Here is a 12,830-nt window from a genome sequence, read left to right as displayed (position 1 = left end):
GGTGGACGACGCGGCACGCTCGGCGCGGAGGCGCGGCCGGCTCAGTAGGCTGTGGCGTAGGCGATGGCTTGGAGGATCGTCGCGGTCACCGCTTCGGGCTGCGAGGTCGCGATGGCGTGTGAGGCCCCGGGCACCTCGTACACGCCGTACGGCGCGGACCGGCGCACCTGGAACCGGAACAGCTCTACCGGGATGTTGCGGTCGACGTCACCGAACACCTGCCAGGTCGGCTGCGTCCGCCAGGCGGGCTTGGCGGTAGACAGGCAGTCGGTCAGCGCCATTTCGGTCACCGGACGTTGGGTGCGGCCGGGCCGGCTCGCGTCCTCGAACTCGGGGTCCGCGGCGAACTGCACGTGGGACTTCGCCGGGCCGATGCGAACCTCGTTGCCGCCGACCGGGTACGCCAGCGGCGTCGACCCGAGGGTGCTGCCGGCAAACTTCCCGGCGAGCTCGAACGCGGACTCACCCTGGTCCGGGGTGAACGCGGCCACGTACACCAGGCCACGCACGGCGTCGAGGTCCGTCGCCGCCTCGGTGATGACCATGCCGCCGTAACTGTGACCCACCAGGATCACCGGCCGGTCGAGTCCTTCGATCACGTCCCGCAGGTACTCGGCGTCCCCCTGCAGGCTGCAAAGGGGGTTGGCGACGGCGATCACGTCAACGTCCTGCCGGGTCAGCCCGGCCAGGACCGGATTCCACGCGGTCGAGTCGGCGAATGCGCCGTGCACCAGCACGACGGCGGGTTCTTCGCGCATGACATGCCTCCCAGGTCGGGGTCGTCTCTGCTCAGGAACGCTAGGGAGGCCCAGTGCAGAAGCGGTGGCGAACGAGTGCGTGCGCGCCGTCACTGGTTCACCGAACAGGTCGCGGCAACGCGACCGCCTGGCACACCTGCGGGTGCACGTCCGCTGAGCCGGGTGAAGGAGACTCTCATCGATCGACGGGCCGTCCCGGTGCTGCCGTCGGAGGTGGGCAGCCGCGCGACTCACGCAAGGCTGCCCACCACCGACCGCTGGTTCTGCGCAGCCGGACCACGTCGATGACCAGCGGGGCCGGCCGCCGCACCATCAGGTGCGGCGGCGGCCGTCGCCCGCCAGCAGCAGCCGTGCCGGGCACGCCGCGCGCAGCCCGGGCACGCCGATCTCCCGGTTCAGGCGGCGACCCAGGCGGGCAGGTCGGTGGCCGCCAGCCGGGCGCCGGGGCCGGGCACGAGCAGCCGTCCGTCCAGCTCCACCCCGAAGAAGGGCCGCACACTGGGATCGGTGGTCACCGTCCGGCCGTCACCGATCACCGCCGTGAGCCGGCGGGCGAACTCGTCCAGCGGCATCGCCTCGGGTCCCGCCACCTCGACGACATCACCGACAGGCGCCTCCACCGCGATCGAGGCCAGCTCCGCGGCCAGGTCCGTGACGGCGATGGGCTGGACCATCGTGGTGGGCAGCCGGACCGTGTTGCCGTCGGCGTTGCCGTCCACGACCGCCTTCATGAACTCGAAGAACTGCGTGGAGCGCACGATGGTGAATGGGACATCGCCGTCGCGTACCACCTGCTCCTGCGCCACCTTGGCCCGGTAGTAGCCAAGGTCGTGCGGACGGTCCACGCCGACGATCGACAGCGTCACGTGATGGCGTACTCCCGCCTTCTTCTCCGCGGCCAGCAGCGTGCGGCCGGAGGTGCGGAAGAAGTCGGTGGCGGGCCCCTCCTCCATGTTCGGCGCGTTGGTCACGTCCAGTACGACCTCCGCGCCCTCGAGCGTCGCGTCGACACCCTCACCGGTCAGGGTGTTGAAACCGGTCTGCGGGGCCGCGGCAATCACCTCGTGCCCTCGCTCTTGCAGCTTCGTCACAACATTACGGCCGACCATGCCCGTACCGCCGACTACCACGATTTTCACTGTTGTCTCCTTTGTCGGACATGCCGTGCTCCGGGTTGGGGCACGGCATTGTTCTGCGCCGCGAACTCGTCGAGCGCCGCAGATCGCCGGTGTGGGAGGCCCCCGCGAACGCCGAGCCACTTCGGCTCGTCCACCGGCACCGCCGCGCCGCGCTCCAGGGCACGCTAGTGAGCCGCAGTGCGCTTCCAGTTACGAACGAGTGCGTGCCTCGATAGGTCGCACGACGATTCGGCCGAGGAGGTTCGTCACCATCCCGGCGACAGCTGATGCCATCACGGCAACAGTTCGGCGAGCGGCACCGCAGGGTCGGCCAGGCGGGCCCAGTCCACCCGATGACCGGAGAACCCCGCCTCGATCAGGTTCTGGATCTGGTCGTTGACGTCCCAGACGTTGACGTTCATGCCGGCCACCACCTGCCCGCCGACGGTCCAGAACACGATGCACTCGCGCTTGTCCAGCTCACCGCGCACGACGAGGTCCGCGCCGGGCGTCAGCCGCCCGGCGTACTCCATGCTCAGGTCGTACTGATCGGTGAAGAAATACGGTACGCGGGTCCACGGCGTGCCGAAGCCGAGCATGGAGCGCGCCGCGGCCGGACCGGAGTGCAGGGCGTTGGACCAGTGTTCGACCCGGATCCGGGTGCCGTACCGCGGGTGGTCGACGTTGGCGATGTCGCCGGCGGCGAAGACGCTCGGGTCGGCGGTGCGGTGATAGGCGTCGACGAGTACGCCGTCCGCAACGGCCAACCCGGCCCGCTCCGCCAAGTCCACGTTCGGCTCGGCCCCGATGGCCACGAGCACGTTGTCGGTCTGCACGGTGGTGCCGTCGTCCAGCAGCACCTGCTCCACGCGGGTGCCCCCGCGCAACTCCCGCACTCGCCTGCCGAACCGGAAGTCGACCCCGTGGCTGCGATGCAGTTCGGTGAAGAGCCCACCGATCTGGTCACCCAGCACGCGGCCCAGCGGGACGGAGTCCGGCGTGACCACGGTGACCTCGATTCCGCGCTGCCGGGCCACGGCCGCCACCTCCAACCCGATCCAGCCGGAGCCAACGATGGTGAGGTGTCCCCCGTCGCGCAACACGCCGGACAGGCGCTGTGAGTCGTCATAGCTGCGCAGGTACAGAACGTTCTCGCGGTCCCCGCCCGGGCCGGGGAACCGCCGCGGAGCCGACCCCGTGGCCAGCAGCAGCCGGTCGTACGCGATCGCCTCCGCGCCGGTTCGCACGATGCGGTTGCGCACGTCCACCTCGGTGACCCGTGCGCCCAGGCGTAGGTCGATGTCGTGCGTGGCGTACCAGTCCGGCTCGTGAAGAAAGGGGCTCTCGGCATCAGCCGTGCCGAGGAGGAACCCCTTGGTCAGTGGCGGCCGCTCGTACGGCCGCCGCGTTTCGTCGCCGATCAAAACGATCCGGCCGGCAAAGTGTTCTGATCGCAGTGCCTCGGCGGCCTTGGCCCCGGCAAGGCTCGCTCCGACGATGACGAATGTGTCGAGTTTTGGCATGGTGTGTTCTCCGTCATCTGGCGGCGTGGTGCCGCCGGTAGTCAGCCAGCACGGCAGCGACCTCGCCGGATCGGTGAATGATCTTCAGTGGTGCGTGCGGGCTGACGACCCGGTTGGCCTCGGACGCCCGTTGCGGGCAACCGCTCACGCGACGATCAAGCTATGCGGCGGCAGTGCATAACGAGTGCCAGAGGAGTGCCGCGCGGACGCTGGCGTGAAGCTCGTACCTGCCGCCGCTACCCGTGCTCCAGCAGGCTGCGCCTGATTTCCGGGCCGATGACGCGCTGCCTCGGCGCGGAACTGTCCCGACCTTCGGTTGGAAGGAACTCGCCGACCTCTATCGCCGCCCGGCGGGGTGACAGAGCCGCTCGAACCCGAACCACTGGAGCGCATCCCTGATTCGGCGGCGTCGTCCTGTGGTACGAACTACCGGAAGTGGTACAAAACGGCGGAACGGCGGGCACATGAGGAGTGGGGCAGCCGGGCTCCTGAGACGACCCGAGGAACCACGAGCGACGTACCTGGAACTCTTCTTCGACCTGGTGTTCGTCTTCGGGCTCGCACGACTCTCGCAGCAGCTGCTGGAGCAGCTGAACTGGAGCGGCGCGTTCCAGCTGCTGGTGTTGCTGCTGGCCCTGTGGGCGGTCTGGGCCAACACGGCGAGGCTCACGGACAGGTTGAGCCCGCGGCGGACACCGATACAGCTACTGGTGATCGCGACCATGTTCGCCACGCTGCTGATGGCCGCCGCGGTGCCGGAGGCGTTCGGCGAGCAGGGCCTGATCTTCGCAGGCATCTACGTCACCACCCAGATCGGTCGCAACGCCGGTGCCGCGCTCCTGCTGCGGGGCCACGAAGGGCAGCGCGCCTTCCTGCGGCAACTCTTCTGGTTCGGCGTGTCCGCAGTGCCGTGGATCGCGGGTGCTGTCACTCACGACACGGCCCGTGCGGTCCTGTGGGCGCTGGCCGTGACCGTGGAGTACGTGTCAGTCTCGCTCGGCTTGCCCACACCGCGGCTGGGTCGTGCGTCCCCACGCAGAGCCGAGTTCGGCATCTACGGCGAGCACGCAGCCGAACGCTTCCGGCTGCTCTTCCTCATCGCGCTCGGCGAGCTCATCCTGATCAGCGGACTGACGTTCAGCCGCGGCAGGTTCGAGCCTGAGCGGGTTGCCGCGGTCGCGATCGCGTTCGCTACCACGGTGCTGCTGTGGCGGATCTACATCCACCGCGCCGGCGGTTTGCTGGCGGAGGTCATCGACGCCGACCCCGACCCACACCGCGCGGTCATCCCGGCGATCTACGCCCACTTGTTCATGGTCGCCGGCATCGTCGCCATCGCAGTCGGCGACGAGCTTGTCATCGAGCACCCATTCGGGCACACAAAACCGGCCTGGGTCATCGTCATCCTCGGCGGACCCGCGCTGTTCCTCGTCGGACGGGGCATGTTCGAGTACGAGGTGTTCGGCCGGGTGTCCCGCTCCCGGCCGATCGGGGTCCTCGTACTCGCCGCCCTGTCGCCGGCGGCGTCCATCCTGCCGCCGCTGCTGGTCGCCGTGGCACCTGCCCTCGTCCTGGCGGCAATCGCCGCATCCGACGCAGCCCGCGCCCGAGGGCGCCCACCCGAGCCGCCCTCACCACACGGCTAGGGCGTGTCCTGCCGATCATGATTTCTTCAAGGGGAGATTTCCCGGCCGGACAGCAAGGCGCGGTGCTGCCGGTGACGTCCCGGTCAGGCACCGACCAACGTGCAGCGGCCCCGCTCTCCTTCGGGAGTGCGGGGCCGCTTTCATGCTGTGCAGGGTCAGCGGGGCCGGCACACGATGCCATCACCGTCACGGTCGCGGTACCAGTCGTACTCCGGGTCGTCGCCCTCCACGTACGGGCCGCACCCGTTGGCGTTGGCCTCCGCGCACGTGCCCGCGAGTCGTTCTTCGACGCTGGTAGGGGCTTCCTGGTCGGGACGGCTTCGGTGCGCTGGTGGTCCGCTTCGGCGTCGCCGACGCCTTCACCACCGTGCTCTTCGTCGGCGACGGCGCCACCTTCTGCGCCGGCGTGGACGGTGGCGGCGTGCTGGCGATGGCCGACGTGTTCACTACCGGTCGGCCGGGCTGGTCGTCATCGTCGTCGCCAACGGCGCAGATGACTCGCCGCAGCAGCAGAGCAGCAGGAGCCCACCGACGACCGCGGCGGAGATGACGTCGAACGAAAAACGACCGCCGCGGACGGCAGGTGGCGCCGCATCCATTTCGGTTGACGGAACGACGGTGGTGGGAACGCGACGGCCAGACCGTCCTGCCTCACCCGCGCCGGCACGGGTGAGGCAGGACTCGTTCGCCCTCCGGTCAGGTGCGCGCGGGTGACCACCCGTCGGCGACGAATCGGGAGGCGTCGCCGCCCTCCCCGCCGAAGAGCACGCCGTCCCGGTCGGCCGCGACGACCCGGTCGACGTAGACGCCGCGCCCCTGGCCGGAGCCGTCGGTGCTGCTGCTCCACCGCAGGTGGGTGGCCTGGTCGGGCAGGGCCACCGAGACCTGCCACCAGACCCGGCCCCCGTAGCCGGTGACCGTGCCGTCGGCGGTCCACCGCCGGTCGGCGTGGCGCAGCAGCATGCGCCCCGGTGCCCAGGTCTGGCCGCCGTCCGTGGAGACCTCCAACCGCGCGCTGTCGTAGCGGGGCTCGGTGTCGTACCAGAGCAGGAAGCTCGCCGTCCCGCCCCGAGCGGCCCGGCGCAGCGGCGCGGTGAGCGTGCCGGTTGCGAGGTCGCGCGGGTCGGCCCGCCAGGCGCTGTCGGAGCGCGGCCGCACCGGTATCGCCTCGGCCAGGTCGCGCGCGATCGCGCGCCGGGCCACGTTGTTGCTGCCCCAGCCACGATCGGGGTGTACCCGGTTGCTGAGCAGGACGACGAACGAGTGCGACAGCGGGTCGATCACGATCGACGTGCCGGTGAAGCCGGTGTGCCCGAAGCCCACCGGGGAGGAGAGGCCCATCATGTACCAGTGCTTGTTGAGCTCGAAGCCGAGCCCGCGATCGCTCTCCGGGTAGTCCGACTCCAGCGGCGCGTTGTGGTTGACCAGCATCGCGCGCACCGTGTCCGCTCGCAGGATCCGTCGCCCCCGGTACTCGCCGCCGTTGAGCAGCGACTGGCAGAGAACGGCCAGGTCCGGCGCCGTGGAGAAGACCCCGGCGTGCCCGGCCACCCCGCCCAGGGACCAGGCGTTCTCGTCGTGCACCTCGCCCCAGACCATGCCGCGCCCGGCGTACGGCTGGTACTCGGTCGCGGCGATCCGGGACCGCTGCTCCGGGGCCGGGTTGTAGCCGGTGTCGGTCATGCCCAGCGGCCCGGTCACCCCGTCGCGGACCAGCTCGGCGAGCGGGCGGCCGGTCACCCGTTCCACCAGCACGCCCAACGCGATCAGTCCGAGGTCGGAGTAGACGTACCGGGAACCCGGCGTCGACCCGGCCGCCAGCGGCGTGGCGAGCGCGGCGGCGAACCGCTCAGCCGGCGTCGGGTACCTGCTCCACAGCGGCGTGAAGGCGGGCAGACCCGAGGTGTGCGTGAGCAGCATCCGGACGGTGACCGCCGCCTTGCCGCCGGCGGCGAACTCCGGGACGTACCGGGCGACCGGCGCGTCCAGCTCCACCCGCCCGCGCTCCACCTGCTGCATGGTGACGATCGTGGTGAACAGCTTCGAGACCGACGCCAGGTCGAAGATGGTGTCCGGCCGGGTCGGAAGCTGCTGGTCGGCGGGGAGTTCCACGCCGACCAGCCCGGGCGGCGGGCCGACGGCGGCGTACCGCACCGCCGTGCCCACCGCCGCGTGCTGGACGATCACGCCGTCCTTGGCGGCCAGGACCACCGCGCCGGCGTACGCCGGGTGACCGGGGTGGTCCGGCGTCGGTTGGAGATACCCGGCCAGGTCGACCGGGAGGCGGTCCACCTGCTCGGGCAGCAGGCCCACCTCGCGGGCGCCGCCGGTGCGCAGCGTGTCGTCGCGGAACCGGATGTCGGCGGGGGTGACGCTCGGCGGCCCGGATCCGCTCGGGCTGGCGGTCGCGGCGGTGGCCGGCGCCGTCGTGCCCAGGACCACCAGGGCCAGGCCGAGCGCGAGGGGGCGGAGCGGACGACGGGACGAACCGGTCATGATCGCGCTCCTCAGTAGAGCAGGTAGGGCTGGCGCTGCCGGTTGAAGGCCGCCAGTTCGTCGGCCCAGGCGCCGACGACATCGTCCACGTCGGCCCCCGCGTCGATCTGGGTACGCAACCGCGGCGAGCCGGTGAGCTTGTCGATCCAGTACGGGCGCACGGCGTCCCACGAGTCGCGCCGCCAGGCGAACGCCGGGTACTTGTGCGCCTCGATGAGCATCGCCACCCCGGTGCGGATCGGGTCGTACACCGCCCGGTCGACGACCTTCACCTCGACGCCGGCGCAGAGCTTGTTGAGCAACGCCGGCTTGTGCCCCGCCGCCGTCGGCGAGAAGTACGCCTCGCGGAACTCGACACCGGGCAGGTTGCGGGCGTTGAGCCGGTCGCCCCAGTGGTGGTCGAAGTCGGTCGCCAGCCCGCCGATCAGCTCGAACGGGCGGGTCGTGCCGCGCCCCTCGGTGATCGACGCGACGCCCTCGAAGAGGCCGGTGCCCGGGTAGACCAGCGCGGTGTCCGGGGTGGGCATGTTCGGGCTGGGCATCACCCAGGGCACGTCGGTGTCGGCGGCGAGGTCGTCGCGCTTCCAGTGCCGGCACCGCACCACGTCCAGGTCGACCGGTCGCCCCGCCTCGGCCGGCAGGAACGTGGCGTTGAAGAACCGGGCCAGCTCCCCGACGGTCATCCCGTGCTGCTGGATGATCTCTTTCAGGCCCACGCCCGAGGTGTACGGCGAGGTCATCATCGGTCCGTAGGCCCGCCCGCCGATCGGGTTGGGTCGGTCCAGCACGACGTAGCGTTTGCCGACCCGGGCCGCGGCCATCATCGAGGTGTACATGGTCCAGATGTAGGTGTAGAAGCGGACCCCGACGTCCTGGATGTCGAAGACCACCGTGTCCACCCCGGCCTCGGTGAACATGCTCTCCCACCGGGCCAGCGAGGCGCCGTACGCGTCGTAGACCGGGATGCCGGTGCGGGCGTCGACGCCGGTGCCCTCGCTGCCACCGGCCTGCGCTGAGCCGCGGAAGCCGTGCTCGGGGCCGAACGCCGCGACCAGCCGGACCTGGCCGGAGCCGTGCATCAGGTCCACCAGGTGCCGGTAGGCCGCGTCGACGCCGGTCGGGTTGGAGATGACCCCGACCCGCTCGCCGGCAAGCTCGGCGAACCCGGAGGACACCAGCTGGTCGAGACCGGTGCCGACCCGACGGACACCGGGGGCGGCCGCGGCGGGCGCCAGGGCCCCGCCGAGGCCGAGCGCTCCAGCTCCCGCCCCCAGCGCGCCCGTACCGACCGCGCCGACAAGGAATTTCCTCCGCTGCATTGGGTTGCCTCCTACCAGCTCAGGCCGTGACCGTAGGGGTAGAGCACGGAGCCCGCCCCCTCGGCCGTGGGGATCGTGACGGGCAGCCGTCCACTCGGGGACAGCTCGCCGTGCAGCGCACGGACGAGGGCGTCCATCGCCGCCCGGGTGTACGAGTAGGTCGCCAGGTAGGTGGTCACCCCCGGCAGGTACGCGATGTCGTAGGGATCGCGGACCGCCACGACGATCACCGGCTTCCCGGTGGCGAGCAGCGCCGCGACGAGGCGCCGCTGGGTGCCGCGCGGGTCGGTGACAACGGTGTCCCAAGCCTTGTTCACCAGGACGACGGTGAGGTCGTGCGCGGCGGCCTGGCTGGCCGTCGCGGCGATCACCGCGTCCGAGGGCAGGGTCGCCGGTCGGGCGGTGGCCCGGGCGCCGCGAGCGCTGAACCCGTCGGCGACCGTCGTGATCGGGGCGAAGGCGGCGCTGTTCCAGCCGGTGACCAGCACCGACCGGTCGGCGCGGGGCAGCGGCAGCAGCCCGGCGTCGTTGCGGACGGCGGTGAGGGTCGGGTCGGTGACCCGGGTGACGGCGGCGAGGTGCTCCGGCGCGCCAACCGTGCGTACCGCCTCCTCGACGTCGACCAGCGGTGAGCGGGCCAGCCCCTGGCGGTACTTCAGGCCGAGGATGCGCCGAACGGACTCGTCGATCCGCCGCTCGGTGAGTTCGCCGGTGGCGACGGCACGCAGCACCGCGTCCCGCGCCAGCGCGAGGTCCGGCGGCATCAGGAGCTGGTCGGCGCCGGCCTTGAGCGCCAGCACGGGCACCCGGTCGTCGCCGTACTTCGCCCGCACGCCGGCCATGTTCAACGCGTCGGTGACGATGACGCCCCGGAAGCCGAGTTCGCCGCGCAGCACGCCGGTGAGGATCGTCGGCGACAGCGTCGCGGGGTCACCGGAGGGGTCGAGCGCGGGGACCACGATGTGCGCGGTCATGATCGACTCGACACCGGCGTTGATCGCCCGCCGGAACGGGGGCGCGTCGATCCGATCCCACTCCGCCCGACTGTGGTCGATCACCGGCAGACCGGTGTGACTGTCGGTGGCCGTGTCGCCGTGCCCGGGAAAGTGCTTCGCGACCGCGCTCGCACCGGCACCGTCCTGGAACCCGGTGACCTGCGCGGCGGTGAGGTCTGCCACCAGGGTGGGATCGGCGCCGAAGGATCGTACGCCGATCACCGGGTTGCCCGGGTCGATGTTGACGTCCGCGATCGGCGCGTACGGCTGGTGGATGCCGACCGCGCGCAGCTCGCGTCCGGTGACCTCCGCCGCCGTCCGGGCGGCGCCCGGTGACCGCGCGGCTCCCAGCGCCATGGCCCCGGGGAACTGCGCGGCGGGGGCGGGCATCCGCAGCACCACGCCCTGCTCCTGATCGGTGGAGATGAGCAGGGGCGCCCGGCCCTTCGCGCCGTCGCCGAGGGCGGCTCGCTGGAGTCCGTTGGAGAGGGTGGCGATCTGGCGGGGATCGTCCAGGTTGTGCGACCAGGAGAAGTAGCAGACACCGCCGAGGTGGTACCGGTCGATGACCTCGGCCGGCGTCTCGACGCCGAACGCGGCCCGGTTCGCGGCGCGGTCGGCGGCCGTGGGCTCGGTGGCGTCACCGCCGTAGACGTAGGTGGCGAAGAGTTGGCCGACCTTCTGCTCCAGGCTCATGTGCCGCAGCGTCGAGGTGACCCAGCCGTGTTCGGCCGACGGGGGATGCACCGGTGCGGCGGCGGCCTGGGCGGGAAGGGGCGCGAGTGTGGTGGTCAGGGTGGCCAACAGGACAGTCGCGGTGGCGAGTCGGGTCTGCATAGACGACGGCCTCTCAGTCCGGGTGGCTGAAACTTAGCTACATCTCGATTGGCCGTCAAGAAGGTAACCTTCCAAAAACCGCCGCATCCCGAGCGGTTCGGTCGGGGCTCGCCCTGGGCGGGTCGTGACCACGGCCAGCCCAGGGTGCCGACCGCCAGGACAGCGAGGACGCCCGTCCAGGCCCGGACGGCGACATCACCAGGTAACGGGTTTCAAGTGCTCGGTATGGAGTTGCCGCCTGCACGGCCATCGACTACGTGCCCTACGGCACCACCGTCTACAAGTGGTGCAGCTGGTCCAATGCCTCCACCGGGCAACTACTGGACCTACACCAACTGGGGATGGATGCACGCCGGCTACTTCCGCAACCGCCTCAGTGACTTCGACTGCTCCTGGCTCTGATCACCGCTCGACGAGCCGGCGCCCGATCGACCACGGGGCGGACTGGCGCCGCGCGGTGAGTGCCGCGCGGCGGCGACCGCCCCTCGTGGCGTATGGGCATGGCTGAGGGATCTCCGACCTTGATGGCGGTGCACGCCCACCCGGACGACGAGGCGGCCAGCACCGGTGGTGTCCTTGCGCCCGCTAAGCTGACGGGCGCGGCGGAGCGGGCCCGCGATATGAAGAGGCTGCTTCAATGGCGGGCAACGCGCGATCAATGCCTTCGGGACGGTGCCGGTGCGACCGCCGCACCGGTTTTCCCACCGGCAGGCCGGGTAGATGACGGCCATGCCCGAGGGGCACCTCATCCACCGACACGCCCGCGAGCAGCACGCCGCCCTCGCCGGTCAGCCAGTACAAATGTCCAGCCCGCAGGGTCGCTTCGACCCGCGCCCCTACGCCAACCAGTCCCTGACGGCGGTCGAGGCGTACGGCAAACATCTGCTCTATCACTTCACCCACGCACCGGTGCTGCACGTCCACCTCGGCATGCGGGGGCTGTTCCTGCGGATCGCCGACCCGACCGTGCCGCCTCGGCGCGGGACCCGGCTGCGGCTGGCCGGACCGGAGGTGGCGTACGACCTGATCGCGCCGATTCGCTGTGAGCCGCTATCGTCGGACGCGGAACGCGCCCTGAGGGCCTCGCTCGGACCGGACCCGCTGCGCGACGACGCCGATCCGGTGGAGGCCGTCCGCCGGCTTTCGGCGGCCGGCGCGCCGGTGGGGACATCACTGCTGGACCAGAGGGTCTGGGCCGGGATCGGAAACGCTTGGCGAGCCGAGCTGCTCTTCCTGGCGGAGCTGGATCCCGGCGCTGTCAGCGTAGGGGATGCCAGGGCGAGGCGGTTGTGGCAGCTGGCCGTGAAGCATTTGGCCCTGGGACGTGACGCGGGCCAGGTGGTCAGCGACCCGGCCGTGCCGGACGAGCGGTGGGTCTACAAGCGGGAGCGCTGTCGGCGGTGCGGCAGCCCCGTACGGACCTGGCAGCTCGGTGGCCGCACGGCGTACGCCTGCCCGGTCGACCAACCGGCGGGCGGCGGATAGCGTCTGCGCGATACCGCTGGGCCGGCCTCCGGTCGAGGAGACCCGCTGCCCGGACCAGGCGAGACAGGTCGGCGTACTCACTGCCCCGCTCGCTGCGGGCGCCCAGATCCGTATCGCTCACCCTCGCCACCCCTGAGCCACGCCGATCACCTCGCCGGCTCCCTCGCCCGCGCAGGCGCAAACGATCCAGACCGTGCCGCAGAGACCGAGCGAGCGAAGCACGTTGGTGCTGCCAGTCTTGCTCATGTCACGCCTGCTCACAGGTAGACGACAGCTCAATCGGTGACCGGGAGGCAAGTCGTACTCACATTCCATGCAAGTCCGCCGTTTAGGACCTAACGCCTGCAACTGAGCCCGACAATCAGGACAGGCAGACACGTTGGGTTCAGGAGGCAGTCATGACCCGCAAGAGGAACTCCACCGCTCGGCAAGCGCTCATCCTTGCCTTTGCGGCCGGGGCGCTGACCGGAGCCGCGGGAACGTTGGCCCTGCGACGTCGCCAGCAGGGCAGCGGCCTCCCCGCCGGGCATCTGGACGAGACCTTCATCCCCTCACTGAGCGGACGCTCGGACGGCCGGTCGCCGGGCTCGATGAGTACGTCGGCCGCGCAGCACAGCTGATCCGAGCAGTGCTCCGGGCACTCCGACCCGCGG

General features: G+C 71.0%; 9 protein-coding genes and 1 pseudogene. 3 read left to right on the top strand and 7 right to left on the bottom strand.

Annotation, left to right across the window (positions count from 1 at the left end):
• Nucleotides 1-41 precede the first annotated feature (41 nt).
• The 3 genes from V6U79_RS05700 to V6U79_RS05690 all read right to left on the bottom strand — a co-directional run bounded on the left by V6U79_RS05700 (nucleotide 42) and on the right by V6U79_RS05690 (nucleotide 3,399).
• Nucleotides 42-758, bottom strand: a complete 717-nt coding sequence (locus V6U79_RS05700; protein ID WP_334613751.1) for an alpha/beta fold hydrolase — start codon at nucleotides 756-758, stop codon at nucleotides 42-44.
• Between the two features lie 395 nt (nucleotides 759-1,153).
• On the bottom strand, nucleotides 1,154-1,888 hold the full coding sequence (locus tag V6U79_RS05695; protein WP_334613849.1) for an SDR family oxidoreductase: 735 nt from the start codon (nucleotides 1,886-1,888) through the stop codon (nucleotides 1,154-1,156).
• 281 nt (nucleotides 1,889-2,169) lie between these two features.
• The gene (locus V6U79_RS05690; protein WP_334613750.1) at nucleotides 2,170-3,399 is read right to left on the bottom strand and encodes an NAD(P)/FAD-dependent oxidoreductase; all 1,230 of its coding nucleotides are present in this window, start codon (nucleotides 3,397-3,399) and stop codon (nucleotides 2,170-2,172) included.
• A gap of 464 nt (nucleotides 3,400-3,863) precedes the next feature.
• Between V6U79_RS05690 and V6U79_RS05685 the strand changes: the two genes are divergently transcribed.
• Nucleotides 3,864-5,045, top strand: coding sequence for a low temperature requirement protein A (locus V6U79_RS05685; RefSeq protein WP_334613749.1), 1,182 nt, complete (start codon nucleotides 3,864-3,866; stop codon nucleotides 5,043-5,045).
• A gap of 155 nt (nucleotides 5,046-5,200) precedes the next feature.
• Here V6U79_RS05685 and V6U79_RS05680 read toward each other — a convergent pair.
• From V6U79_RS05680 to V6U79_RS05665, 4 genes and pseudogenes are all read right to left on the bottom strand, one after another.
• Nucleotides 5,201-5,302 (bottom strand): annotated as a pseudogene (locus V6U79_RS05680) (excalibur calcium-binding domain-containing protein); the annotation flags it as partial.
• Between the two features lie 439 nt (nucleotides 5,303-5,741).
• Nucleotides 5,742-7,541 carry a serine hydrolase domain-containing protein gene (locus tag V6U79_RS05675; protein ID WP_334613748.1) on the bottom strand — a complete coding sequence of 600 codons (1,800 nt, stop codon included), beginning with the start codon at nucleotides 7,539-7,541 and terminating at the stop codon, nucleotides 5,742-5,744.
• An 11-nt stretch (nucleotides 7,542-7,552) separates the two neighbouring features.
• Entirely contained in the window at nucleotides 7,553-8,860 is a 1,308-nt protein-coding gene (locus tag V6U79_RS05670; RefSeq protein ID WP_334521525.1) for an exo-beta-N-acetylmuramidase NamZ family protein, read from the bottom strand.
• 11 nt (nucleotides 8,861-8,871) lie between these two features.
• Nucleotides 8,872-10,692 carry a glycoside hydrolase family 3 protein gene (locus tag V6U79_RS05665; RefSeq protein WP_334521528.1) on the bottom strand — a complete coding sequence of 607 codons (1,821 nt, stop codon included), beginning with the start codon at nucleotides 10,690-10,692 and terminating at the stop codon, nucleotides 8,872-8,874.
• A gap of 720 nt (nucleotides 10,693-11,412) precedes the next feature.
• On the opposite strand from V6U79_RS05665, the gene V6U79_RS05660 reads away from it, so the two are divergent.
• Both V6U79_RS05660 and V6U79_RS05655 read left to right on the top strand, forming a co-directional pair.
• Complete coding sequence (locus V6U79_RS05660; RefSeq protein WP_334521531.1) at nucleotides 11,413-12,177, top strand: Fpg/Nei family DNA glycosylase; 765 nt, start codon at nucleotides 11,413-11,415, stop codon at nucleotides 12,175-12,177.
• Nucleotides 12,178-12,575: 398 nt separating this feature from the next.
• Nucleotides 12,576-12,797 carry a hypothetical protein gene (locus V6U79_RS05655; protein ID WP_334521534.1) on the top strand — a complete coding sequence of 74 codons (222 nt, stop codon included), beginning with the start codon at nucleotides 12,576-12,578 and terminating at the stop codon, nucleotides 12,795-12,797.
• The last annotated feature ends 33 nt before the right edge of the window (nucleotides 12,798-12,830 follow it).

Source organism: Micromonospora psammae (assembly GCF_036902725.1).
In the GTDB taxonomy this organism is placed as follows: domain Bacteria; phylum Actinomycetota; class Actinomycetes; order Mycobacteriales; family Micromonosporaceae; genus Micromonospora.
This window is presented reverse-complemented; position numbering and strand designations above follow the sequence as displayed.